This window comes from Aeromonas sp. Y289-2 (genome assembly GCF_027705925.1).
Lineage (GTDB): Bacteria > Pseudomonadota > Gammaproteobacteria > Enterobacterales > Aeromonadaceae > Aeromonas > Aeromonas veronii.
Map to the genome: position 1 here is coordinate 85348 of NZ_JAPDCH010000002.1, position 24349 is coordinate 109696.

Genomic DNA, 24349 nt, shown 5'->3' on the forward strand with positions numbered 1-24349 from the left:
CACGCAAGTGGCTCAGCACTCTCTTTCAATAGACAAGGATGTCTGGATGCAACTCACCCTGTTAAACGACTCGGGTAAATTCGATGGGCTCGATGACACCATTAGGCACGTTTTTGCCGAGACGGCGCACAAATTGAATGCCTTGTTCGATCTCTCCCAACTGGATGTCACCTTTAGCCCTTTTGCCGAGGGGGATGCTCCCGACTCGGGTATCGGTGGCTGGGCCATCAACATGTATCGGATAGAACTCCAGCTTGATCTGGAACGGCCTGATATCAAAGAGGTGATCATCACCGAATTGCCTGCTGTGCTGGCCCACGAAGTCCACCATATCGTGCAAAAGAAGAACAAGGTGGCAGCAGAAACACTGGCCGAAAACCTGATTTTTGAAGGGCTGGCCTGCTACTTTGAGCAGAGGTTCAATGGTGGCACACTCCCCTCGCTGTTCAAGGAGTCTCATCATCATGACTGGCAATCGCTCCTGGCAGAGATGACGCCCCATCTATCCAGCAAGCAGTTCAACTTTTTAGACTTTTTCTACTGCCGTGATAACCGGCCATTTCCCAAATATGCCGGTTACTGGGTGGGGTTCAATCTGGTGGCCAACTATCTGGCCAAAAATGGCCTGAATGAAATAGAGGTCATGGGCCTGCCCGCCGAGGCGTATTTCAATTAACACGCCTTCACACTGTTCATGGCTATCACAGAGCCCAAACCCGGAGAGAAGATCATGATCCCCATTCGCTGCAAGGCCGTCTCTGGCGTTGCCCTTACCACTGTCGATGGCGAAACCAGATTGCTGGTGATGAAACGGGTCAAGGGGGGCTTCTGGTGTCATGTGGCCGGCACGGTGGAGGCGGGTGAAACCGGCTGGCAGACCATTATTCGGGAGTTTGGCGAAGAGACGGGGATCAGGGTCACCGAACTCTACAACGGCCAGTATCTGGAGCAGTTTTACGATGCCGCCTTGAATACGGTGGAGGTGGTACCGGTCTTTGTGGTCTATTGCCCGCCCAATCAGGCGGTGACCCTCAACGATGAGCACACAGACTATCGCTGGTGTTCCCTGGCCGAAGCAAAAGCGCTGGTGAGTTTCCCCGGCCAGAAGGCGCTCTACGACCATATCTGGCACCACTTTGTCGACAACGCCCCCTCTCCCCTGATGCGGGTCGATATCTGCTGACTTCGCACGGCTTCCCCCTGTAAATGCAACACGCCCCCGGATGGGGGCGTGTTGCATCTAAAGCCAGCCAAGCGCTTTTGTTCGACCAAACAGATGGCTTACGGCCGCTCGCCAGCGGCCAGACGGCGGTTGATATCGGCGATAACCGGGGCGATGTCGGCCAGGGTATCAATCACATAGTGTGCCCCCGCCGCCCGCAGTTTGGCCTCGGCCGGTGCGCGCCGGGCGGCGATCTCAGCCTCACTCATGGAGGCAAACTCGTCCCAGGTAGCGCCAAACTCGTTGCCGGAAACCGACAATCCCACCGTCCACATGCCCGCGTTAAGCCCTTCGCTGATGCCGGGCACGGCGTCATCCACCTTGATGCAGCGATGCACCGCGCTCACTCCGAGCTCAATCACGTTGGCCAGCGCCATCCAGGGGCCGGGGCGACCACCGGCTTTGAGGTCATCGGTGGCGACCCAGTGATCCGGGCGATAGCCGTGATCGGCCGCCGCTGGTACCAGCGCCTCCATCACCGGACGAGGGTAACCGGAGCAGGAGCCGATTTTCATTCCCTGCCCCCGCAAAGCGTCCAGCACCGCCAGCACACCGGGGATGGGGGCGGCAAAGCGGGTCACGGCGGCAATCTGTAGCGGCATAAAGGTGTGATAAAGGTGGTCCACCTCGGCGTGGCTCATAGGATGGCCGAAGCGAGCCTGCCAACGCGCATCCACCGAAGGCAGACGGCCCAGCGCGGCGATATGATCCCACTTGCCAAGGCCCATGGGCTGGCGCGCCTCATCCAGGGTCACGGGAAAGTCATAGGCGCGGGCGAAGGCCTCGACGAAGATGGAGGTGGGGGCGAAGGAGCCGAAATCGACGACGGTGCCAGCCCAGTCGAGGATCAGCGCCTCCACGTCGGTGGTCGGGTGGATGGCAGTCTGCAAGTCAGTCATGGTGATGTTCCTGTTTCGGTGAAAGTGCGATCTCGCCGAGGGCGCGATCGAGAATGGTGATGGCGCGCACCAGATCGGCGCGGGTGATATTGAGCGGTGGCGAAAGCTGGATAACGTTCCCTTGGGAGACCTTGAAGCTGAGCCCCAGCTCCAGACAGCGGTAGAGCAGCCGCTCGGCGGCCTGGCTATTGCGGGCACGACTCTGGTGATCGACCACCAGATCGAGCGCCCAGAGCATACCGATACCGCGCACCTGCCCGATCAGCGGATGACGTTCGGCAAGCGCCGCTAGCTCTGCCGCCATAAAACGGCCATCCTCCTGCGCTTTTGCAAGCAACCCCTCTTCGCGGATGGTTGCGATGGTCGCGAGGGCCGCCGCGCAGCCGATAGGGCTCTTCTCGTGGGTGTAGTGACCGAGCGAGATGGCCGCCGCCTGATTGAAACGGTCGCGGGTAATGAGCGCCGCAAACGGTACCACCCCGCCCCCCAGCCCCTTGCCCAGACAGATGATGTCGGGTTCGATGCCGAACGCTTCAAAGCTGAACCAGTGGCCAGTGCGACCCAGGGCATTGGGGATCTCGTCGACGATCAACAGCACCTTGTGGCGATCACAGATCTCCCGCACCCGCTGCCAGTAGGCCTTCGAGGGCACCTGTACGTCGGTGTTACGGATCGGCTCGGCGATAAAGGCGCCGATCCCCCCCTCCTTCTCGATGACGTACTCCAGATAATCGGCATAGTGCAGGTCATCCCCCTCCCCGCGATACCAGACACCGCGATAGCGGGTGGGAGGCGGAATGCGTTCCACTCCGGCCATCAGCGGGCCCATACCGGTGCGAAAACAGGCCTCGCCACCAACTGAGATAGCATCAAGGGAGGCGCCGTGAAAGGCATCCCAGAGGGACACCACTTTGCTGTTGCCGGTGATGAAACGGGCAAGCTTCAGGGCAATCCCCACTACCTCGCTGCCGCCGGGGGCGAACAGCACCCGGTTGAGATCGCCAGGAGCCAGCTCGGCCAGAGTGCGGGCGCAGTCGATGGCGACCTGATGGGTGTAGCGGCGGGGTGCGAACGGTAGATCGGTGAGTTGCTGCTGCACCGCGGCCACCACCCTGGGGTGACCGTGGCCCAGCTGATGGACGCTGTTGCCGTGAAAATCGAGGTAACGCGCGCCCGATACGCTGGTCAGCCAGCTCCCCTGCGCGTGTTCAAGCAGATCGAGACAGGGGGTGGAGAGCGCCTGATGGAGAAAGTAGCGGCTATCCTCCGCCAATCCCGCCTGCACCGCCTCGCTCTGGTCAGCCCACCAACGCGCCCGCCCCTCGCCGAGGTTGATATCCCCTTCGCTGTCGGCGCGGCCGCTGCCGTGCAGCTTATGGTCATGCAAATCGCGGCCACGCAGATCACGACCCTGAGCCAGCATGCTGGTCATTGCGCGTCCCCTTGCCAGTAACAGGCGCTGGCCATGGCGGCGAGCAGATCCCGCACCCGCTCTGGGGTCACATCACCGATATTGCCGATGCGGAAGCAATCGGCTTGGGAGACCTTGCCCGGATAGATGACAAAACCCTGCGCCTTGAGCCGCTGGTAGAAGTCGGCGAAGCGGTAGTCAGGGTGGGCCGGAGAGTAGAAGGCGGTGATGATGGGAGATTGCCATTTTTCTGGCAGCAGCGGCGCAAAGCCGAGCGCCGCCATCCCCGCCACCAGCGTGCGCTGATTCTCGCTGTAACGCTGATGGCGGGCGGCGATGCCCCCCTCCTCGTCCAGCTCGCGCAGCGCCTGGGCAAAGGCAAGCACGGTATGGGTGGGCGAGGTAAAGCGCCACTTGCCCCCTTGCTGCTCCATGGTCTGCCACTGGGCGTGCAGGTCGAGGGAGACCGAGCGGGCACGACCGGCGCAGGCCGCCAGCGCAGCGCGGCGGGCGATGACGAAGCCAAAGCCCGGCACCCCCTGAATGCACTTGTTGGCCGAGCTGATAAGAAACTCGATGCCAAGTCGCCCCATGTCGATGGGGATACCGCCAAAGCTGCTCATGGCATCGACGATCAGGCGGATGCCGCGGCGCTGGCAGAGCTCAGCCACCTCCTCAAGGGGGTTGAGCATGCCGGTGGTGGTCTCGCAATGCACCATGGCCAGATGGGTGATCTCGGGGTGGCGCGCCAGCATCGCCTCGATGGCGGCGGGCTCCGGACGGGCGGTCTCACCGCAATCGAGCTCATGGTGACGCAGGCCAAGACAACGGGCCATCTCCCCCATGCGGGCACCGTAGGCGCCGTTGTTGATGATCAGCAGACACTCATCGACGCCGATCGCCGAGCCCAGCACGCTCTCCACCACATAGCTGCCACTCCCCTGCAGCAGCACGGCGCTGTAGTCACTTTGATATTCCGGGCCGGTGGCGAGGCGCACCAGCTCGCGGCGGATGGGCTCCACCACGCCCAGGTTGTAGTCCGCATCCCAGGTGCAGCTGTCTTGCAGCATGGCGGCACGCACAGTCGCGGTGGTCGAGAGGGGGCCCGGGGTCAGCAGCAGGTAATCGACGGCGGCGGGGGCCGCAGGAATATGGGTCATGACTTCGCTCCTTTTGGTATATACCAGAATGAGCGCATTGTGGGTAACTGCCCCGCCAAGGTCAAAGGGGTGGCGCTACGTGCAACAAAAAATTCATTTTCAGCGCCGGGATCGCGATAATCTAGGAAGCCTGAACAGCAGGGGCGCTGCTGGTATCTACCAATGCATGTTGATGTTGCCGTGTAACGACCGGGCAGATGACCTGCCCTGTGCCCAGCCCATTGCCCAACTCATTGCACAACTTATTGCAAAACCAGGGATTTTCATGAGCAAACCCCAATATCTGCAGATCAAGGATGCCCTCGCCAACCAGATCCTGGCGGGGGGTCTGGCCCCCAATGACAAGCTCCCCTCCGAGCGGCTGCTGGGGGAACTCTATGGCACCACCCGGGTCACCATTCGCGAGGCACTGGTGCAGCTGGAGGCCAACGGCCTTATCTATCGGGAGGATCGCCGCGGCTGGTTCGTCACCCCGCCGCGCTTTCGCTTGAACCCCAGACGCACCTCCAACTTTCACCAGATAGTGCGGGAGCAAGGGGGTGAGCCGCGCACCGAACTGCTGGAGAAAAGCCGCCAGACGGTACCGCCCGCGTTGATGGCGCAGCTTCAGCTCAAGCCGTTTGACAGCCTGTTTCTGCTAAAACGGCTGCGCTACGCCAACGGGCGCGCCATCTGCTACTGCGAGAACCACTGCCTGCCAGAGCGGGTACCCGGCCTGCTGGAGCTGGATCTCAACGGCAGCCTGACCGAGATCTATCAGGCCCATTACGATCTTCATTATGCCCGCATGCAGGTGCGCTTCTTCCCCACCGCCCTGCCGGACGAAGTGGCCAAGGCGCTGGGGGCCACTGCCGGTCTGCCCGCCCTGCGCCTCGAGCGACTCAACTTCGATCAGCACGGCCGGGTGCTCGACTTCGATCTGGAGTACTGGCGTCACGACAGTCTGGAGATCGAGGTGGATACCCAGGATTAGTCACGGATAAATCAGGAACGGCAAAACGTCACGGGGCTGTCACGGTCACGTCATAAAGATCCCCTAGCCTCTTTCTCGACCAATCTGGTTTATACCAAACCAATTTAACTGGAGAAGAGGATGAAACAGGGAACCCATCTGCTGGCCGCCGCCGTGCTGGCTGCCATGACCGCCCCGGCACTGGCCGCGACCGATCTCACCGTCTACACCGCCTTCGAACCGGAGCAGCTCAACGAGCTGAAAACCGCGTTCGAGCGCCAGCATCCGGACATCAACATCAAATGGGTGCGTGACTCCACCGGCGTGGTCACCGCCCGCTTGCTGGCAGAAAAAGCCCAGCCCAAGGCGGATGTGGTATGGGGACTGGCCGCCACCAGCCTGATGCAGCTCGATCAGCAGCAGATGCTCAATGCCTATGCACCGAAAGGACTGGATAAGCTCGACAGCCGCTTTCGCGACAGCAAGGCCGAGCCGCACTGGATCGGTCTGGACGCCTTCTTCAGCGCCATCTGCTTCAACAAGGTAGAGGCGGAAAAACAGGGGATCCCGGCGCCCACTAGCTGGGCCGACCTCACCAAGCCCATCTATAAGGGCAAGGTGATCATGCCCAACCCCAGCTCCTCCGGCACCGGTTACCTGAGCGTTGCGGGCTGGCTGCAGACCATGGGCGAACAGCAGGGTTGGCAATTCATGAACGGCCTGCACCAGAACATCGACCGTTACACCCACTCGGGCTCCGCCCCCTGCAAGCTGGCCGCCAGCGGCGAGACGGTGATCGGTATCTCCTTCGACTTCCCGGCTACCAGCCTCAAGGCCAAAGGTGCCCCCATCGAGGTGGTGTTCCCGAAAGAGGGGTCGGGCTGGGATATGGAAGCCGCCGCCATCATCAAGGGCACCCCCAAGCTGGATGCCGCCAAACAGCTGCTCGACTTTGCCGCCACCGAACAGGCCAACGCCCTCTACAACAAGTCGTTCGCCGTGGTCGCCATTCCCGATGTGGCCCAACCGAGAGCGGGCTATCCGGCAGATATCAAAGGCCAGATGATCGACAACGACTTTAGCTGGGCAGCCCGCGAGCGTAACGCCATCCTGGCCCAGTGGAGCGCCAGCTTCGACGGCAAGACCGAAGCCAAGCAGTAAGCGTGAAGGGCAGCGGTTTGTTCACGCCAGACACACCCCTGCCAATAAACTGCCAGTCGAAGGCCAACAGCTGTTGGCCTTCGCTTTTTGGTTTTAACTTCCCGAGTTTGTATTGCCTTCAATTAGCGATGCTTAGTCCATTCGCACAGTGCCCAGCCCCTTGCTGGCGACCCGATGTCATTTGACTGTCATCAAGCTGTCATCCCCCGATCACCTGATCGTCACACTTCACCCGCAAACTGGTATATACCAAATCAGTAGCGAGTCGAACCATGACCCAGCCCTATCTGGACATTCAACATCTCAACAAGCAGTTCGGTGCTTTTCAGGCCCTCAAGGGGATCTCTCTGACCATTGAGCCGGGGGAGTTTATCTGCTTTCTCGGCCCCTCCGGCTGTGGCAAGACCACTCTGCTCAGAGCCATCGCCGGGCTGGATCTGCCGGACAGCGGCGAGATCTGGCAAGGGGGGCGCAATATCTCCCGCCTGCCGCCCCAGGAGCGCGATTTTGGCATCGTGTTTCAGTCCTATGCTCTCTTCCCCAACCTGACGGTGGCCCAGAACATCGCCTTCGGCCTTGAGAATCAGGGGCTGGCGCGGGATCTCATCAAGGAGCGAGTCGATCACTGGCTGGGGCTGGTGGATCTCACTGCCCAGTCCCACAAATACCCGAGCCAGATCTCTGGCGGCCAGCAGCAGCGGGTGGCGCTGGCCCGGGCGCTCGCCCTCTCCCCCGGTCTGTTGCTGCTGGACGAACCGCTCAGCGCGCTGGATGCGCTGGTGCGCACCCATCTTCGCAGCGAGATCCGCGCCCTGCAGCAGCGCCTTGGCATCACCACCATCATGGTGACCCACGATCAGGAAGAGGCGCTGACCATGGCCGACCGCATCGTGGTGATGGAGGGCGGCCGCATCGTGCAGGTGGGCACCCCGCAGGAGATCTACCACCAGCCTGCCAGCCGCTTCGTGGCAAGCTTTGTAGGCACCATGAACTTCCTCGACACCCTGGTGCTGAGCCCCAATCAGGTGCGCCTCAACGAACAACCGCTGACACTTGCCAACCAGGCCGCAGCCGGCAGCAAATTGCAGGTGGCGATCCGCCCCGAGGCAATCACCCTGAGTGCGCCGAGCGAGCCGTATCTTGGCCAACATGGCGTTGAAGCAACCATCGATCAGGTGGAGTTTCTCGGCGCCGCCCAGCGGCTTATCTGCACCGCCGACACCTATCTGGGCCCGCAGCAAATTCTGGTGGAGTGCCCGACCCACGAGCTGCCCCGCCACGAACAGGGTGGCTGGCGCAGTGGCATGCGCTGCTCGCTGCACTGGCCTGCCGGGGCGATGCAGCTGTTTGAAGGAGAGCGCCCATGACTGCCCCCTTTGCGACCTCCTCCCTGCTGCCACCAGTGACAGCCCGCCAAGTCTCTCGCTGGCAGCGGCTCTGTCGCGGCTGGAGCCGGGATCAGCTGCTGCAACTGATCCTGCTGGTGCTCGGCATCGCCCTGCTCACCGGCGGTCTGCTGCTGCCACTGCTCACCATGCTGCAAAAAAGTCTGCAGGATGAGAACGGCCTCTGGGTGGGCCTTGCCAACTTCAGCGCCTACTTCGACTCCCCTCATCTGGGGCGCACCATCGGCAACACCCTCTGGCTCGGGGTGCTGATCACCGCGCTGGTGGTGACCATCGCCTTTGGCTACGCCTATGCCCTCACCCACACCTGCATGCCGGGCAAGCCCCTGTTTCGCCTCATCGGTTTGATCCCGCTTCTGATGCCCTCCCTGTTGCCCGCCATCAGTCTGGTCTACTGGTTTGGCAATCAGGGGATCGCCAAGGGGCTGCTCGGCGGCGAGAGCATCTACGGCCCCATCGGCATCGTCATTGGTCTGGGCTTCTGGTGCTTCCCCCACGCCCTGATGATCCTTATCACTGCGCTCGGCCAGAGCGATGCCCGCCTCTATGAAGCCTCCCGGGTGCTGGGCAGCAGCGGCTGGCGCACCTTTGTCACCGTCACCCTGCCTACTGCCCGTTATGGCCTGCTCAGCGCCGCCATCGCCGTCTTCACCCTCACCATCTGCGACTTCGGGGTTGCCAAGGTGATTGGCGGCCAGTACAGCGTGCTGGCTACCGATATCTACCGGCAGGTGATCGGAATGCAGAACTTCTCCCTCGGCGCCGTTGCCAGCGTCACCCTGCTGCTGCCGGCACTGTTGAGCTTTGCCCTGGAGCACAGAGTGCGCAGCAAGATGCAGGAGCAGAGCAGCACCAAGGCGGTGCCCTATCAACCCAAGCCCCATCGGCTGCGGGATCTGCTGGCGCTCGGCTGGTGCACGCTCTGGGCCCTGCTGTTTCTGGCGCTGGTGGGGATGGCCGTTTACGGCTCCCTGGTACAGTTCTGGCCCTACAACCTCGGGCTGACGCTGGATCACTACGCCTTTGACAGCAACAGCGTCTACGGCTGGCAGCCCTTTACCAACACCTTGCAGCTGGGCCTCTATACCGCGCTTATCGGCACCGTGCTGGTGATAGTGCTGGCCTGGGCGCAGGAGAAGGGGCGCCACTTTGCGCCGCTGCGCCAGCTGTTGCATCTGCTCGCCATGCTGTCGCTGGCGGTACCCGGCATGGTGCTGGGGCTCGGTTACATCTTCTTTTTCAACGGCAATCCGCTCTTTGGCGGCCTATACGGCACCCTGCCGTTGATGGTGCTCTCCTGCGTCATCCACTACTACACGGTGGGCCATATGACGGCGCTGACCAGCCTCAAGCAGTTGCCCAAGGAGTTGGAGCTGGTGGCCATCTCATTGCGCATTCCGCTCTGGAAGGCGTTTTGGCGAGTCACCCTGCCCGCCTCCCTGCCCGCACTGCTGGAGATCTTTATCTATCTGTTCGTCAACGCCATGACCACCACCTCGGCGGTGATCTTCCTCTATTCGAGCGACAGCGTGCTCGCCTCCATCGCCGTACTCAATATGGAGGATTCCGGCGATACAGCCGCGGCCGCCGCCATGGCCACCCTGATCCTGCTGGCCGCCGCCACCGTCAAGCTGCTCCAGCTCTTTTTAAGTCGCGCCCTGCTGGATCGCACCCAGCGCTGGCGCCACCAATAACCTTATCGAGGAGTCATCATGTCCACTCTCCCCTTCTGGCTGGCCGAAGCGCTCGCCGCCGAACAACCCGCACCGCCCACGCCCCTAGTCGGCAACCACGAAGTCGATGTCTGCATCGTCGGTGGCGGCTTTACCGGGCTGTGGAGCGCCATCGCCCTTAAACAGGCCGAACCTGCCTTACGTATCCTGGTGCTGGAAAAAGATCGCTGCGGCAGCGGCGCCTCCGGGCGCAACGGCGGCTGTTTGCTCACCTGGTCAGCCAAGTATTTGACCTTAAAGCGCCTCTTTGGCGAGCAGCAGGCTGCCTGGCTGGTACAAAGATCCGAGCAGGCGGTGCACGAGATCGCCCGCTTCTGCGAACAGCACAATATTGAGGCACAGCTGAGAGTCGAGGGCACTTGCTACACCGCCACCAGCGAGGCCCAGCGCGGCCTGATGGAGCCGGTATTGCAGGAACTCAAACGCGCAGACCTTAACCAGTGGCAAGTGATTGAAGAGGATAAACTGGCGAGCCAGAGCGGTTCCCACGTTCATCTGGAGGGGCTCTACAGCCCACACGCGGGTTCGGTGCAACCGGCACTGTTGGTGCGCGGCCTGCTGCGGGTGGCGCGGGAACTGGGGGTCGAGGTCTATGAGCACTCCCCCATGCAGCGCCTTGAGGCGGGCCAGCCTGCACGGGTGCAAACGTCACAGGGCGAGGTGCGTGCCCGCAAGGTGGTGCTGGCCCTCAACAGCGCCATGGTGCAGCACTTTCGCGAGTTTCGCCGCAGCATCGTACTGGTCTCCTCCGATATGGTGATAACCGACCCCGCGCCGGATGCACTGGCCGCCCAGCAGCTTGAGCACGGCCGCTCCGTGGTGGATGGCCGCACCTTTGTGCATTACTACCGCTCCACCCCGCAAGGGCGGCTTATGCTGGGCAAGGGGGGCAACACCTTCGCCTTTGCCAACCGCCATCTGGCCGAGTTCGATGCCCCTAGCCGTTATCTTGCCCCTCTCACCCGCACCCTGCGCCGCTTCTTTCCGGCGCTCAAAGAGGTGCCCATCGCCGCCAGCTGGTGCGGCGCCTCCGACCGCTCGGTAGATGGCCTCCCCTTCTTCGGCCACTGGCGAGGGCAGCCCAATATCGTCTATGGCCTCGGCTACTCCGGCAACGGAGTGGCCCAGAGCTGGATGGGTGGCCAGATCCTGGCAGCTTTGGTGCGCGATGAAGTGTGGGAAGCGGACAAGCCGTGGCGCGACTGCGCATTGGTCAGCGGCCCGCGCGGCTACTTCCCGCCAGAGCCATTCCGCTGGCTGGGCGCCATGGCGGTACGCAACGCCATCCGGCGCAAAGAGCGGGCGGAAGATGAGAACCGCCCGGTGGCCTGGTATGACAAACAGCTTGCCAAACTTGCCGATGCGGCGGGCAAGGCGGATAAATAGCCCGGCGATAGAGGGCAACCATTTCTCATACTGTTTCGCCCCACACCCTATTTCTTGAAAATGCCGACCCGAGGGTCGGCTTTTGAATTACTAGGCTTACTCTCGATATACAGTGATACCACGTCATCTAAATTGGTTGTGGCAGCATAAGAAGCTTGACGACTCCAATAGCTGATAGCAGGCAATCCATGTGGCATACTTGCCACCAAATGCTCGAATACGCATCGATACTCGATACTGAGGGTAGTGATAAATGACAATGTGCAAAATGGGACGAGTGATGAAAACAGTGTTGATAACAGGTGCCAGCAGAGGATTAGGGTTAGCGCTGGTTCAGACTTTTTACGAGCGCGGATATCAGGTTTATGCCGTTGTCAGAACCACCAGCGCTTCTGACATGCTCACTACTATCTACCCTGCCGTCTCTGTGCTGATAGCCGATGTCAGCCATGAAAATTATGAAGAACAGCTATTTTGTTTTATCCAAGACAGAGCAGTTGATATCGTCATAAATAATGCAGGCTCTGCTGGCACTCTAGGGATCGACACAAGGCATAGCACCGGCGACCAGCTGGTTTATGAATTTAAGACCCACTGTGTCGGTGCGCTATCAACAGTTAATGCCGTATTGCGCAATGAAAATGTATTACCCCCATCCTTGATCGTAAATATCAGTTCAAGGAGAGGCTCATTAAATATGCAATCGGCAGGCGCAACCAAAGGAGTTAAATGTTCTTTCTCCTATCGTATAGCAAAGGCTGCTCAAAACATGCTGTCGCTGTGCATGGCCGATGATCTGGAGAGCATGGGCATAAAAGTTATCTCCGTTCACCCCGGAGCATTACTTACCAAAATGGCACCTGCTGATGCGACACTGACACCAGAGCAGTCAGCAAACAGATTGATAAAAATCCTAGAGAGTAATGACATTAATACGCGAGATTTTATTTGCCTTGAAACAGGGAAACTTCCGTGGTGAATTGCAGGGCGAACTCAAACGAGTGCGCCAAATGTAACCAGTCTAGCGACCTCCCCTTTCAACCATTTTTATACAGCCACGTGCCATACCATGATGGTTGTTTCCCAGTGACCGTGGGTTGATTTATGTATTGCGTTGAAGCCTTGCTCACGATAGAAATCCACGTTATGTGTTTCACACTGCAAGTAGAGTGTCGCAACACCACGGGAAACAGCCATATTCTTGGCAACATTGATCATTTTTTTTGCGATACCTTTCCTGCGGTACACTGCAGGAACATAGATCCCACCAATCCAGAACTCATATTCAGGGTGATTTTTATTTTCCTGAATTTTCAGCTCCAATGTTCCAACCAGTTCTCTATCGTCATACGCCACCAAGCTAAATGGGATATCTCTATTTAAGGCTGCAACTTCAACCTTTTTACGCACCATCTCATTCGTAACGCCTGGGACATGAGATGCCCACTCATCGAAATACCATTCAACTATTTTCGATACGTGATGTGGATGATCCGCTAGCAAAGAAATGTCCATACACCCTCTTTACATAACCAAATTCCTTCGGTGTTTATAGTAACAACTGACATTTACACTATAAAAATAGATCATATCAAACGATCGCCCAACCACATACTTCATCAAGAACGGGCTAATCCATATAATAGCCGAACACTAGGATAAGCGATAACAACACCGAGCATTACGATTCCAGCCCCCAATTCACTACAATAACCTATTGACTTCATATAGCTTGCAAATTTCCACAGAGGACTACTCGATCCTCCACTAAATGTCACTGTTTCACATGAATCAGCCAAAAAAATATTGGTACCGATAAGCAAAAAACCAGTGCCAGCAGAAAAAATAAGCAGCGCATGACCAATTATAAAGAGTTGAGCTCGCTTAACGCCATCAGAAAAATAAAAGCCAAACCAGAACAAAACTAGAGATAACGAACATAGGTTAAATGCAATGTAATCAATCATTCTGGTAGATGATGAACTATCAAGAATGACTGCATTGCCGGCAACAACAAGCAGCATGATAAAGAGCAGAAAAAACCACCTCATTGTTTCCCCCAAGCACCGAGAACGACTATACGACTGTTATATCCTCATCAACTGAACTTGCGAAGCAAAATTGTACAGATCTAGTTATCACCTGACACAGGCCTCAAACCGGTGTCTTGTTTACGCTACTTTAGTGCGCACTTCCTGCGGTATCAATTTCAGACCCTTCTTGAACATGTTGTAGGGGGTTTTACCCTCCATCATCCTGCCTTGATGTGGCCGCTGGATGTTGTAGTGCTCCAGGTAGTTATCCAGGTCTGTCTGCATCTGCTCTACCGACTCATACCAGGTCGTCCTCCCCTTGATACGGAAGTGTTCATCAAGCAGTGTGCGATGCAGTCGCTCGATAAAACCGTTGCTCTGCGGCCTGCGCACCCTGGTTGTCCGGTGCTCAATCCCCTCCAGTTGCAGGAACAGCTCGTAGGGATGGTGGTCTGGGCGCCCACAGAACTCGCGCCCGTTATCCGACAGGATGGTATAGACCCGAGCCTCATGGGCTTCAAAGAACGGCAGCACCGTTTCGTTGAGCACATGAACCGAGGTCACCGGCAGCTTGCTGGTGTAGAGCCGCCCCCAGGCGTGGCGGCTATAGCAGTCCAGCATGGTTTGCAGATACACCTTACCGACCCCCTTGAGCGCGCCGACGAAGAAGGTGTCGACCGCCACCAGTTCTCCGGTGTAGTGAACCTCAATCTGGCGTTCTCGGAACTCGGGACTGAATCGCTCTAACAGGCGAATTTGTTCGTCATTGAGCTCAATGGTCTGCTAACGGTGAGTTTTCTCAAGGCGCAGCAAGCGGTCGTGTTTAGAGAGCAAGTCGTGCCGTTGCCACACGCCACGCACACCGCCCGCACTGCCATTGATGCCTTGCAGAGCCAGTTCTTACGCGACCCGCAGCGGGCCTTGAGTTGGTCTGGTGAGGGAGTAATCGAGGATGGCCTGTTCAATCTCGGGCGCAACCCGATTGGGATGAGCCCCTTTACAGCCCGGCAATTTGTCGAGCAAGCCCTCGGCGCCATAGGTCTGGTAATTACGGCGAATTTCGTAGAACTGCTGGCGGCTGTAACCAATGAGCTTGCAGGCTTTACTGACGTTATTGAGCTCTTTGGCGAGCGCTAGCAGGCTGAGTTTACGACGTGCTACTTTCTCGTTGGTGGTCATACGGTGACTCCGGATAACACGGTAGGGGTACCGTTTTGTTATCCGGTTTGAAGCCGTATGACCACTCCCTACCATCTCCATACAGACCACAATTAAGCATTTCCACTGTTTTACCATTTTTGTTGTGCATTGATGTCACAGAATTCCGTAACCTCCCTCCCCCGCCAGCAAGCGGGTCACGGGGAAACGCAGTGCTGGATCCTGGCTAAAGAACTGGCTCATTTGCCGGTATACGTCGGGATAGACCTGCTGCAGCCGAAGCGGATCGGTAAAGAAACACTCGCAGCTGACGGCAAAAAACTCGGCGGGATGTTCAGCAGCATAGGGATCGATGGCGGTTACCTCATCCCGATAGAGCTGCTGGCACAGCGTATCGAAGGCGCTCTGAAAGGCCTGTTGCCACAGCTGGCTGCTCATCTGCCCCGGCAACGGCGGCGCGCCGTCCGCCTCACCGCCCAGCATGTCGAGCTTGTGGGCCAGCTCGTGGATCACCAGATTAAAGCCGTCCCAGTCGCCATCCTGCTGCAGTTCGCTCCAGGCCAGCACCAGCGGCCCTTGCGGCCAGGATTCGCCGGCGTTCTCCTCTTCAAACTCGCTCACCAACCCGAACTCATCCTGCACCTCCTGGCGCCGGGTGACGGGTTCGGGAATGATGATGATTTCGTGAAAGCCGCGATACCAGTCAAGGCCGAGGTGCAAGATGGGCAACGCCGCCTGCAGCGCCAGCACCGCCTGTTGGCGGGGGCTGAGATCTACCCCGATCAGGGTCAGGGTCTTGCGCTTGAGTAGCTGTTGCCCCAGCCCGATAAGCGTCGTCTGCTCGGCGTCGCTGAGCCCTTGCAAGATGGGCACAGCCGCCAGCGCCTGACGCCACGATGCCAACTCATCCTCACTCATGGGCGTTTGCGGGCGACCACCCAGCCATTTGAACCATCCCAGCACGCCTACTCCTTCTTTTGATGCAAACAACAGGTCACAACAGTTTGACGAACCGTTTCGGCCGCTCCAGATAATCCTGCGCCAGATAGAAACGGTGAGCAGCCTCACGCTTGAGGCTGCTGAATAGCTCCAGCTGGGCGCAACCTGCGGCCCGCGCCATCGCTTCGGCTCCCTTGAGCAAGGCTGCGCCCACTCCCGCCCCTCTTGCCCCTTCATCGACAACCAGCGCCGAGATCAGGCCCCAAGCTGGTGCAACATGCAACGGTGCCAGCTTGTGCCACACCAGCACGCCGACCACCTTGTCGGCCAGGGATGCGAGCAGCACAACGCTCGCGGGATCCGGCGCCAACAGGCGCTCCGTCACGTCAGCGCCTTCGGCAGGATACCCCAATTGGCTGAACAGGTGGGCGATGGCGCTCCCGTCGTCGGCCTCAGGGGGACGGATCGTCAACGTCTCAGGGTCATTTTTCATTGTTGGCCTCATGTTTGCTTTCCATAGTGTTACGCCCGTCACATTGTCCGGCGCAGATCAACAAGGAGGATCTCATCTTTACTCATAGAAAACGCTGCCTGCCATTATCCCCCCACCCTTGTCAATTCACAAATTTGCAACAAGGCAACATTTTTCGCTGGGAAGCACCGATACAACTCGATATGTTACAAGCCATGCATGGCGCGTGTTTGCGCTCTGCTTAACCCCTCAACCTCGCGCTCATTTGTTAACTGGATTGTTAACAAACAGGGCCAAAAACAGTGACAGAGAGCGAGGCCAAGATCTCGCCAAGACAGCGCCACAAACACAACAAAGGAGTTGTTGTACATGAATGAAATCGTCAATGCCATCAATGGTGTAATCTGGAGCCCTGCGCTCATCTACCTGTGTCTGGGGGTCGGTCTTTACTTCTCCCTGCGCACCCGTTTTTTGCAACTGCGTCATATCAAAGAGATGGTGCGCCTGATGTTTGATGGCAAGAGCACCGATGCCGGTGTTTCCTCCTTCCAGGCGCTGGCCATGACCCTGGCCGGTCGCGTGGGTACCGGTAACATCGCCGGTGTGGCCACCGCCATCACCTTCGGTGGCCCGGGCGCCCTGTTCTGGATGTGGATGGTCGCCTTCCTCGGCGCCAGCTCTGCTTTCGTGGAGTCCACCCTGGGTCAGGTTTACAAAGAGAAGATCAACGGCGAATACCGCGGCGGCCCGGCCTTCTACATCGAGAAAGGACTTGGCATGAAGTGGTACGCCTGGACCTTCGCCATCGCTACCGTCTTCGCCTGCGGCGTGCTGCTGCCGGGCGTGCAGGCCAACTCCATCGGCTCCAGCCTGCAGACCGCCTTTAATATTGATCCGAACGTCACCGCCGCCGGTCTGGCGCTGCTGCTCGGCTTTATTATCTTCGGCGGCGTCAAGCGTATCGCCAGCTTCGCCAGTACCGTGGTGCCCTTTATGGCGCTGGGCTACATCATCGTGGCTTGCGTCATCATCGCCCTCAATATCGGCCAGCTGCCGGGCGTGATCCTGCTGATCTGGAAGAGCGCCTTCGGTCTGGATGCCGGTTTCGGTGCCATTCTGGGTCTAGCCATCATGTGGGGGGTAAAACGCGGGGTCTACTCCAACGAAGCGGGTCAGGGTACCGGGCCGCACGCCTCCTCTGCGGCGGCAGTGAGTCACCCGGCCAAGCAAGGTCTGGTTCAGGCGTTCTCCGTCTATATCGACACCCTGTTCGTCTGCTCCGCCACCGGCTTTATGCTGCTGATCACCGGCCTCTATAACGTACAAGGGCCGGACGGCGCCGCCATCTACACGGGGATTGCCGGTATCGCAGCAGGCCCGGGCTATGTGCAGACCGCCATGGAGAGCATGATGCCGGGCTTTGGCAGCATTTTCGTGGCTATCGCGCTGTTCTTCTTCGCGTTCACCACCATCGTTGCCTACTACTACATCGCCGAAACCAACATCGCCTACATCAACCGCAAGATTAATCGCCCCTGGCTCACCTTCTTGCTGAAGATTGCGCTGATGGCTGCCACTGTCTACGGCACCGTCAAGACGGCGGATCTGGCGTGGGGTATGGGGGATATCGGGGTCGGCCTGATGGCATGGCTCAACATCATCGCCATCCTGCTGCTGCAAAAGACCGCCTTCACCTGTCTGAAGGATTATGAAGCGCAGCAGGCACAAGGTATTGACCCCGTATTCCACCCGGAGAAGCTCGGCATCAAGAACGCCGATTACTGGGTGGGCAAACGCTCCGAAGAGAACCTGGAACTGGAGAAATCGGGCCATCAGTTCGAGCCGGATCAGGATCGTAAGACCTCCTGAACCAGAACGACATAAGACATCAATAAAAATGGCAGCCTCGGCTGCCATCTTTATTTCTTCAACTCCAAATTATTGCATAAAAATCAAGGGTTTATGTACCACGCAAGGGGGCACTTTGGGACGTAAAAAGACACCAAAATTGGCAAAATGTGGACACTTTTTTCTGCCCATTCCCGGGGAAAATCAAGCTGGTTGAAGATGGTTTTCTAGCGGGTTGAAGCGGACTGCATCATTCAGATAATCCGGTGCAAAGTGGGCATAAGTCATCGTCTGATGAAATATCAAGTGGCCGCCCTCAAACGGTGGAACGCCCCCGTTTATGGATTTCGCGTATGCGAGGCTCACCACGACGGCACCCCGCACTGGCATCTGCTGCTATTTATGCGCCCGGAAGATCGCAACCGGGTGATCGGCATTCTGCAACGCTTGCCCTGACCGATGATCACGAAGAGCTGGTGCGGGATATCAAGGGCGCCCCACCCTTTACCGACTTTACTCCCCGCTTCGACTGGAAAGAGATAGACCCGGCCAAGGGGGATGCCGCGGGCTATATCGCCAAATACATTGCCAAGAATATCGACGGCGCCTACCTGGACGATGACGAAGAGGCTGGCACCGCCGCAGATGAAGGGGCCCTGCATGCCGTGGCCTGGGCCAGTTGGTGGGGCATTCACACCTTCCAGCAGTTCGGGGGCGCCCCGGTCGGGGTATGGCGCGAGCTGCGCCGCATCAGCAACGCCAAGAAAAATGCCGAACTGGTTGGCCCACCCAAGCCCGTGCTGCAAGACCCGCGCTTTGAAGCAGCCCGTTTTGCCGCAGATAACGGCATCTTTCGCTGCTATCTGCACGCCATGGGCGGCGCACTGGCCACCCGTGCCGAACACCCCATCAAGCTGGCCCACCTTATTGAGGAGCAAGCAAACAGCTATGGCGAAGACATCAAGCGCCTGATGGGCGTTACCTCCGCTCGCCTTGGCATCAAAACCCGCCTGCAAGGGTGGGAAATTGTGCCCGTCGGCACCCATGAAGCCAGGAAAGCCGCCGAGGCTGCAGCGAGGGGGGTTGGGGTTAAGACGGGCGACAGCCCGGCACCTTGGAGCTCTGACAATAACTGTACGCTACCGGATCCTGATACCTTCACAGACCAGATCATGAGGGAGCAATGGGGACTATCCCCCTTCTCCATCGACCGATTAGGGGCGGGTGCCAGCGTCACGGCAGACGGTTTCACCCTCTGGCTGGAGAACGGGCAGGTGCAGTCGAGCCGCTTGACCCCATCGGGCAATGACGACCCACTTATCGAGCTGGAATGGCTGCGTGCCTTGGTCGGTGTACCAGAACCGGACGAACAGCCTGATACTATTCCTCCCGATGATGAACATTGGCCGACACTAGTGATGGATTGCTACGAGCTGTTCAACACTTGCGGATTTGCAGCATGCCATCAGTGGATCACGGGTCTGCCAAATCCATATCGGTGTGAGCTCTGGCGCGTACTTGATAAATTAGACTGGGCAGACCGACACGAAGTTGAAAGCCCGTTGTTTGACGAACTGATGAGCGGGGTAGAGTTTGACTGACCTATTTTCCAAGCTGGAAGCCCTGCAGGGCGAGCTGGCCGCCACACCCCATACCTACAAGCCGTTAACGGCGCGGCAGTTCGAGGCCCTGGAGAGCCAGATATACAGGATGGGGCCCCAGATTGACGGCACACCGGCATGGCCGTCGGGATAGCGCCGGGCACCCCGACCGGTCGCGCTACTACGGTGACCTCTGCACAGTTCAAACCAATGAACAAACCAGCACTGCACCAAGTAGTGGCTGACCACCGTCAACATGTGGAGGCTACAGCCAAACCTTAAGTAAACACTACTCCGGGCTTGCAAGTATGGCTCTCGTCTGACCGTATCTCTCGTTCTGCCACCCTACATCTTGGCCAGCTACACCATGTGAGACAGGCTGCCTCGCTCACAATCCTTACTTGTTCATGAGGACGAGTATCTTGATGGGGCTTTCCATTACCGAACTTTGACGGTGTATTCGCATCATGGCAAAGTCCCCCCCCAAAAAGGGCTTCAATCGAATAAACATAGACAGCAGAGCTTGGCTGGTAATATCATGATTCGAATGATTTTTACAGTGTAAGTGATAGCGATGGAGCGGAGTTATACGGAAGTCTACATTATCTGATTAATACCGCTTTCTATCTAATTACTATTAGGTGCCATAACTAATCCACTATCAAAAGGAAGTATATGAACGCTGCTGTCCGTGCTATCGCCATTTCATTGAGCGTTTTCGCGTTTGCTGGGTGTGCCGTTACGGTTCCGAAGGAAATGAAACTTGCCGATCCATACAACCGGAAGGTTGTAGACAATCCTGGCACCAACTTGAATGACATTAGTTTGGCCTGTGCGGAAACGATGATTAACGTATCTCCAGCGACCGAAGCGACTGATATCGACGTTCGCGTATTATCGCAAGGTGATCTCGTAGTCACAGAGGTGGATGCAGTGCTGAAGAACGTTGGTGCTTTTAACAATAACCTGCCCGTTACCTACCGTTGTGAATATCGTAATGGGCACCTGGCTTCGGGTATTTGGACTCGTGGCTTAAAGTAAGCGACAGAGCGGGCTAAAGCGACGCCCAACCCTGCGGTCAAGAGGGGCGCACAGCAAGCTGGCTATGTGTCCCTTGATTTACACGTAACATACCAAGCATTGGCACAGATTTGCTGCGACCTATACATTGATTTGTTATGGCTTGTTCGCCTCGCTAGCCAGTTTCGCCAATTTTCTTTTAGCATCTTCAATTTTCTCTTTCTTTTTTAGTTCATCGAGTTTCTCATCAAGAATGATTTCGATACCAACTCTAAGTGTGTCGAAATGAGCTAAGCAAGTGTTTTCATCTAGCTCATGTATTCCAGCACTCAATACGGAATACATAGACCTATTTTCGACTAAAAATACTGGTAAGTGAGCTGAAAGTAAGTTTATTTTCTTATCCATTCTGGATCTACTGTATTGTTCTTCAGTGACTAACTTCTCAGCGAGACACTGTACATATGCCTCCGCTATTAAGTGTTCGAATATACGGCGCAAATAAACAAAAGAACCTATCCCAACGCCATTAGCGGCTAAACCAATTGCTCGAGAAAACTCTTTAAGTTTCTCATCAGGAAGTAGTTTCTTATATTTTTTAATCTCAGACATATGAAAATCAGCAACTGATGGGTATTGCCCTATTTTCATTAATGAAGGTATATTGGCATCACCAAGCACGTAAAAGACAAAAACCTCATCAGTTCGCTTGCATTTTATTTGAATCCTCCCATAGCCGTGGAAATTACCAACATGTGGAATCAAATCAGTTTGAACCACAAAGGTAGACTCAATTTTTCTCCATGGGTTGTAGCCTTCAAACTCTTCTCTTTGAGAGCAATCAAGTATTTTTCTGTATACATCCAGAGTTCCCTCATCAAACTTGACAGGGGTATAAATTGGCAAATCAAAAAAGAACTCACTTACTGTCATTTCCATTACTTATCTCATGTTTTTGGTTGATCCATAACGCCCGATGTTGGGACTAGCTTTTAGCCGCACAGCGGTGGAAAAGCCGCCTCAACCGAGCAGGGCGACAACAGCAGCTTCTAAACGGTGTGCTCACGTTTGCATGTAGTCTTTGAGTTATTGCATGCTAATTGCATTTTCATAACCGCCTTTAGTGCCATATCGATGGCTGCAAAATAGAACATTTCACCTTTGACGTAATCATCATTGTTTTATGATAAAAAATTATTAAATAATTCGATATCCACTCTGCCCTTTTAGCACCGTTTTATTGCTTTGTTAAATTTTATTCTTAGAAAACCAAGACTTAGTCTCATTAATTGTTTTCTGCATAATTCTAAAAGCTTCACCAGAGCTGTTTAATGAGTAAGCAGAGTTGTTTTTTGCCCTTTCGGTAATATGTACAGTGTTTCTTACCAAACGCATTTTATTTAATGAACTTGCTAGTGGCCGTGTAATGATTTTTTCTTCTTCCGCTACTAAAATAAGCCATGCAAATGATTGCTTTTCGATCGCAGATCTAATATTTGTAACTTTTGTCCATTTGATTTTATTTTTGGGGTTCATGTATAAGTCTTTAAATTTCCAATGCTCTCCAGTTAATTTATTCTTGTTTTTTGCATGGAGCACCATTTCATTGAGCAGTGTTTCAGAAACCGAAATGTAGTCAATGACCTGAGATCTAACATGTGCATATAATTCTTTATTGTCTACTTGAAGCGCCAAACCAATTTTGTAAAGCCAACGAGCACCATATAATGTATCGCAAAGAGCATCTCTCACTGTTTGTTCTTGAACATGATCAAACCATGTCGCATCCAATTTGTTGGTATCTGGTATTCCTGTTTTTGCAAATTCGCCAAATCCATCAATGATCAGCTGGCCGAATTTTTCTTGTATGGAGCCCATGTATCGCCTTTATAAATGGAAGTGTTTATTATCCGGAAAACTTCTACATAGTAACGCATTTCCGTTACGAATATACCCAGTAAAATTTTTGAATCATTGAAAACATAAGTGATATTTTAATGCACTACGCCAACTTACCTGATCCACACTGTGGATATATAATCGGTCCTCACTATCTGACCACCGGGTTCACTGGTCTCCATTTCTTTTCCCGTTTATCAGAAAACAACATGGCTACCGCACGGGTTTCAGCTCCCAGCTTGCTGCTTGCTGCTTTAAACCGGACTGAAGATTGTACAACCATCGGATACACCTCGGTTGCCTTTAACACAGTGAGGGGCCGGATGAGTAAGGTATCAAACGATAACCATCTTAGTGAATAAAAAGTTACCTATCTCGCTGATTTTTGTTTGATTTTTGACGAAGGTCAGTATTGTTGGACAAAGAAGAGGCGATCTATGTTGCTTTCAGTAGAGCTAGAGGGTATTCGTGGTTATCGCACAAAATGCTGAGGGCGCTATTGCGCCCCCAGTCCTTTGAGTACCAGCTGCCGCCCCTCTGGCGTCAGCGACCCCATCAGGCTCAGTACCAGCTGGTTCGTGGTCTTGGCCGAGGGGCTTAGGGTGTGGGCGAACGACAGGGTGGCCACCTAGCTGTGGCCACACTCGGCATCGGTACACTGACAGTAAAGATCCGAGACGTTATCGCTCAGTCGGTTGGTCTTGGTAATGCGGCCCCGCTGGCCACACACTTTGCAATAAACCCGCATTGCCCCCTTTGCTATCCAAATCAACAGCCTGTCTTGCCACAGCAAACGCTGATACCTACCATCCGACCTATTACACCTCCGTCATCTGGCCCGATCACCATCGCTGGTCCAGCGACGGCACCCCGTACAACCGCTCAAAACCGAAGAGGTCAATGATCAGCTCAAGCTGTTCGCATCCCCCTGCCCGAACCGCAATCCCATCTACTACAACCAGAACAGCCAGTATCAGTTCTGCTCCATCGAGCCATTCGAGCAATTCGCCTACCTGGCGCGCACCTACCTGCTGCACCTCGGCGTCACAGATGAGCCCAACCCACGGATAAGGAAATAAAACCAGAACAGCTCGATCAGATGCTGGGGGACCTCAATGGCCTTGGCACCAGATCGATACCATTTCTTGTTTATCCCTGCCTGTCAAAGCGCGTTACGGCGCGGCCCGAACGGCAGACGCCAGCGAAACAGGCTGTTAAGGGTGGCTCGCCACTGATTGGGTCGTCCCAGGATCTGCTTTTGCAACCGGGTCTCCTCTTTGAGCATCGCCTCATCGCTGCGAGCCCAGGCCTGGCTGTAGAGCTGCTTAATCCCCGCCAGTGCATCCGGCGACTTGGTGATCAGGGTGCGGGCAAACTCCCGCGCCTCCACCAGCGGAGCGGCGCAGACCCGACTCACTAGCCCGAGGGATTTGGCCTCGATGGCATCGAGCTCGCGCCCGCTCATGGCCAGCTCCATGGCGGTATCCAGCCCCATCAAGTTGCGCATGGTGACACTGCCGCTCATATCGGGGATGATACCCCACTTGATCTCCATCACCGAGAAGCGGCAATCGGGGGTGCTGAAGCGAAAATCGGCGCCGAGCGCGATCTGCAAGCCACCGCCAAAACAGACTCCCTGGGTCACCGCAATCACCGGCACCGGCAGTTGATGCCAACCATAGGCAACCCGTTGGGCCAGATTGGTCGCTTCATCCGCTTCACGCTTGAGAATATCGAGCGCCGCCACCGGCTGGCGCAGCATGGATTTCACATCCAGCCCGGCGCAGAAGGCCCGCCCCTCGCCGTGCAGGATCACCGCCCGCAACCCCTTGTGCCGGGCGAGCTGCGTCAGCGTCTCGTCGATGGCACTGAACATGGCGCGGTCCAGCGCATTGAGTTTATCCCCCCGCGTCAGCATCACTTCGGCAATCCCGTCGTGGATCTCGCACTTGATCCTTGGTTTTTCCATCTCCCTTGTCCTCTCCTTGATCCCTGAAACTGACTCACTGGTCATACCACAACGTTATCAGAGTGTGAACAGGCGGTACA

20 protein-coding genes and 3 pseudogenes are annotated in these 24349 nt (G+C 56.4%); 11 read left to right on the plus strand and 12 right to left on the minus strand.

The window, feature by feature from the left end; translation table 11 throughout:
- Window positions 1–46: 46 nt before the first annotated feature.
- Window positions 47–676 (plus strand): DUF2268 domain-containing putative Zn-dependent protease, encoded by a 630-nt coding sequence (locus tag OKC43_RS04730; RefSeq protein ID WP_236272382.1) that lies wholly within the window; start codon window positions 47–49, stop codon window positions 674–676.
- 54 nt (window positions 677–730) lie between these two features.
- Window positions 731–1183, plus strand: coding sequence for an NUDIX hydrolase (locus OKC43_RS04735; RefSeq protein WP_159143813.1), 453 nt, complete (start codon window positions 731–733; stop codon window positions 1181–1183).
- Window positions 1184–1281: 98 nt separating this feature from the next.
- On the opposite strand, the gene phnX is transcribed toward OKC43_RS04735, so the two are convergent.
- Genes phnX through phnW form a run of 3 tightly spaced genes read right to left on the minus strand, consistent with a single transcriptional unit; the run spans window position 1282 to window position 4692 of the window.
- On the minus strand, window positions 1282–2121 hold the full coding sequence (gene phnX / locus OKC43_RS04740; protein ID WP_236272381.1) for a phosphonoacetaldehyde hydrolase: 840 nt from the start codon (window positions 2119–2121) through the stop codon (window positions 1282–1284).
- Window positions 2114–3553 carry an aspartate aminotransferase family protein gene (locus tag OKC43_RS04745; RefSeq protein WP_236272380.1) on the minus strand — a complete coding sequence of 480 codons (1440 nt, stop codon included), beginning with the start codon at window positions 3551–3553 and terminating at the stop codon, window positions 2114–2116. Before OKC43_RS04745 ends, phnX begins: the two co-directional genes overlap by 8 nt.
- A complete protein-coding gene (gene phnW, locus OKC43_RS04750) occupies window positions 3550–4692 on the minus strand; it encodes a 2-aminoethylphosphonate--pyruvate transaminase (protein WP_236272379.1) in 1143 nt (380 codons plus the stop codon). The genes OKC43_RS04745 and phnW overlap by 4 nt, the downstream gene beginning before the upstream one ends.
- Before the next feature lie 265 nt (window positions 4693–4957).
- Here phnW and phnR point away from each other — a divergent pair, with 265 nt between their 5' ends.
- The 6 genes from phnR (at window position 4958) to OKC43_RS04780 (ending at window position 12309) form a co-directional block, all read left to right on the plus strand.
- Complete coding sequence (gene phnR, locus OKC43_RS04755) at window positions 4958–5665, plus strand: phosphonate utilization transcriptional regulator PhnR (protein ID WP_236272378.1); 708 nt, start codon at window positions 4958–4960, stop codon at window positions 5663–5665.
- A 120-nt stretch (window positions 5666–5785) separates the two neighbouring features.
- Complete coding sequence (locus OKC43_RS04760; RefSeq protein ID WP_088868815.1) at window positions 5786–6805, plus strand: putative 2-aminoethylphosphonate ABC transporter substrate-binding protein; 1020 nt, start codon at window positions 5786–5788, stop codon at window positions 6803–6805.
- A 272-nt stretch (window positions 6806–7077) separates the two neighbouring features.
- Window positions 7078–8172, plus strand: a complete 1095-nt coding sequence (locus tag OKC43_RS04765) for a putative 2-aminoethylphosphonate ABC transporter ATP-binding protein (protein WP_236272377.1) — start codon at window positions 7078–7080, stop codon at window positions 8170–8172.
- The gene (locus tag OKC43_RS04770; protein ID WP_236272376.1) at window positions 8169–9905 is read left to right on the plus strand and encodes a putative 2-aminoethylphosphonate ABC transporter permease subunit; all 1737 of its coding nucleotides are present in this window, start codon (window positions 8169–8171) and stop codon (window positions 9903–9905) included. The genes OKC43_RS04765 and OKC43_RS04770 overlap by 4 nt, the downstream gene beginning before the upstream one ends.
- A gap of 18 nt (window positions 9906–9923) precedes the next feature.
- On the plus strand, window positions 9924–11330 hold the full coding sequence (locus OKC43_RS04775) for an FAD-dependent oxidoreductase (RefSeq protein ID WP_236272375.1): 1407 nt from the start codon (window positions 9924–9926) through the stop codon (window positions 11328–11330).
- A 280-nt stretch (window positions 11331–11610) separates the two neighbouring features.
- Window positions 11611–12309, plus strand: coding sequence for an SDR family NAD(P)-dependent oxidoreductase (locus OKC43_RS04780; RefSeq protein WP_236272374.1), 699 nt, complete (start codon window positions 11611–11613; stop codon window positions 12307–12309).
- Between the two features lie 68 nt (window positions 12310–12377).
- Here OKC43_RS04780 and OKC43_RS04785 read toward each other — a convergent pair whose 3' ends face one another.
- From OKC43_RS04785 to OKC43_RS04805, 5 genes and pseudogenes are all read right to left on the minus strand, one after another.
- Entirely contained in the window at window positions 12378–12845 is a 468-nt protein-coding gene (locus tag OKC43_RS04785; protein WP_194496314.1) for a GNAT family N-acetyltransferase, read from the minus strand.
- A gap of 104 nt (window positions 12846–12949) precedes the next feature.
- Window positions 12950–13354, minus strand: coding sequence for a hypothetical protein (locus OKC43_RS04790; RefSeq protein ID WP_270808800.1), 405 nt, complete (start codon window positions 13352–13354; stop codon window positions 12950–12952).
- 147 nt (window positions 13355–13501) lie between these two features.
- Window positions 13502–14542: pseudogene (locus tag OKC43_RS04795) on the minus strand (IS481 family transposase).
- Between the two features lie 135 nt (window positions 14543–14677).
- Window positions 14678–15439, minus strand: coding sequence for a zinc-dependent peptidase (locus OKC43_RS04800; RefSeq protein WP_236272408.1), 762 nt, complete (start codon window positions 15437–15439; stop codon window positions 14678–14680).
- Window positions 15440–15515: 76 nt separating this feature from the next.
- Window positions 15516–15953: a GNAT family N-acetyltransferase gene (locus OKC43_RS04805; protein WP_236272372.1), complete on the minus strand. Its 438-nt coding sequence runs from the start codon at window positions 15951–15953 to the stop codon at window positions 15516–15518.
- A 348-nt stretch (window positions 15954–16301) separates the two neighbouring features.
- Between OKC43_RS04805 and OKC43_RS04810 the strand changes: the two genes are divergently transcribed.
- The 3 genes and pseudogenes from OKC43_RS04810 to OKC43_RS04820 all read left to right on the plus strand — a co-directional run bounded on the left by OKC43_RS04810 (window position 16302) and on the right by OKC43_RS04820 (window position 20422).
- Complete coding sequence (locus OKC43_RS04810) at window positions 16302–17801, plus strand: alanine/glycine:cation symporter family protein (RefSeq protein ID WP_005336959.1); 1500 nt, start codon at window positions 16302–16304, stop codon at window positions 17799–17801.
- Between the two features lie 288 nt (window positions 17802–18089).
- A pseudogene (locus tag OKC43_RS04815) lies at window positions 18090–19381 on the plus strand (replication endonuclease); the annotation flags it as partial.
- A 675-nt stretch (window positions 19382–20056) separates the two neighbouring features.
- Window positions 20057–20422, plus strand: coding sequence for a hypothetical protein (locus tag OKC43_RS04820; protein WP_236272371.1), 366 nt, complete (start codon window positions 20057–20059; stop codon window positions 20420–20422).
- 135 nt (window positions 20423–20557) lie between these two features.
- Here OKC43_RS04820 and OKC43_RS04825 read toward each other — a convergent pair whose 3' ends face one another.
- The 4 genes and pseudogenes from OKC43_RS04825 to OKC43_RS04840 form a co-directional block, all read right to left on the minus strand.
- A complete protein-coding gene (locus OKC43_RS04825; protein WP_236272370.1) occupies window positions 20558–21340 on the minus strand; it encodes a hypothetical protein in 783 nt (260 codons plus the stop codon).
- Window positions 21341–21649: 309 nt separating this feature from the next.
- A complete protein-coding gene (locus OKC43_RS04830) occupies window positions 21650–22279 on the minus strand; it encodes a hypothetical protein (RefSeq protein ID WP_236272369.1) in 630 nt (209 codons plus the stop codon).
- Window positions 22280–22796: 517 nt separating this feature from the next.
- Window positions 22797–23048 (minus strand): annotated as a pseudogene (locus OKC43_RS04835) (ogr/Delta-like zinc finger family protein).
- Window positions 23049–23462: 414 nt separating this feature from the next.
- A complete protein-coding gene (locus OKC43_RS04840; RefSeq protein WP_236272368.1) occupies window positions 23463–24269 on the minus strand; it encodes a crotonase/enoyl-CoA hydratase family protein in 807 nt (268 codons plus the stop codon).
- Window positions 24270–24349: the final 80 nt, after the last annotated feature.

Bases quoted from the DNA above. Each gene is read 5' to 3' on its own strand.
- phnX (WP_236272381.1), bottom strand. From the start codon at position 2,121: ATGACTGACTTGCAGACTGCCATCCACCCGACCACCGACGTGGAGGCG.
- OKC43_RS04840 (WP_236272368.1), bottom strand. From the start codon at position 24,269: ATGGAAAAACCAAGGATCAAGTGCGAGATCCACGACGGGATTGCCGAA.
- OKC43_RS04780 (WP_236272374.1), top strand. From the start codon at position 11,611: ATGAAAACAGTGTTGATAACAGGTGCCAGCAGAGGATTAGGGTTAGCG.
- OKC43_RS04820 (WP_236272371.1), top strand. From the start codon at position 20,057: ATGAACGCTGCTGTCCGTGCTATCGCCATTTCATTGAGCGTTTTCGCG.
- OKC43_RS04775 (WP_236272375.1), top strand. From the start codon at position 9,924: ATGTCCACTCTCCCCTTCTGGCTGGCCGAAGCGCTCGCCGCCGAACAA.
- OKC43_RS04825 (WP_236272370.1), bottom strand. From the start codon at position 21,340: ATGGAAATGACAGTAAGTGAGTTCTTTTTTGATTTGCCAATTTATACC.
- OKC43_RS04810 (WP_005336959.1), top strand. From the start codon at position 16,302: ATGAATGAAATCGTCAATGCCATCAATGGTGTAATCTGGAGCCCTGCG.
- OKC43_RS04800 (WP_236272408.1), bottom strand. From the start codon at position 15,439: ATGAGTGAGGATGAGTTGGCATCGTGGCGTCAGGCGCTGGCGGCTGTG.
- OKC43_RS04765 (WP_236272377.1), top strand. From the start codon at position 7,078: ATGACCCAGCCCTATCTGGACATTCAACATCTCAACAAGCAGTTCGGT.
- OKC43_RS04785 (WP_194496314.1), bottom strand. From the start codon at position 12,845: ATGGACATTTCTTTGCTAGCGGATCATCCACATCACGTATCGAAAATA.
- OKC43_RS04805 (WP_236272372.1), bottom strand. From the start codon at position 15,953: ATGAAAAATGACCCTGAGACGTTGACGATCCGTCCCCCTGAGGCCGAC.
- OKC43_RS04830 (WP_236272369.1), bottom strand. From the start codon at position 22,279: ATGGGCTCCATACAAGAAAAATTCGGCCAGCTGATCATTGATGGATTT.
- OKC43_RS04770 (WP_236272376.1), top strand. From the start codon at position 8,169: ATGACTGCCCCCTTTGCGACCTCCTCCCTGCTGCCACCAGTGACAGCC.
- phnR (WP_236272378.1), top strand. From the start codon at position 4,958: ATGAGCAAACCCCAATATCTGCAGATCAAGGATGCCCTCGCCAACCAG.
- OKC43_RS04745 (WP_236272380.1), bottom strand. From the start codon at position 3,553: ATGACCAGCATGCTGGCTCAGGGTCGTGATCTGCGTGGCCGCGATTTG.
- OKC43_RS04730 (WP_236272382.1), top strand. From the start codon at position 47: ATGCAACTCACCCTGTTAAACGACTCGGGTAAATTCGATGGGCTCGAT.
- OKC43_RS04760 (WP_088868815.1), top strand. From the start codon at position 5,786: ATGAAACAGGGAACCCATCTGCTGGCCGCCGCCGTGCTGGCTGCCATG.
- phnW (WP_236272379.1), bottom strand. From the start codon at position 4,692: ATGACCCATATTCCTGCGGCCCCCGCCGCCGTCGATTACCTGCTGCTG.
- OKC43_RS04790 (WP_270808800.1), bottom strand. From the start codon at position 13,354: ATGCTGCTTGTTGTTGCCGGCAATGCAGTCATTCTTGATAGTTCATCA.
- OKC43_RS04735 (WP_159143813.1), top strand. From the start codon at position 731: ATGATCCCCATTCGCTGCAAGGCCGTCTCTGGCGTTGCCCTTACCACT.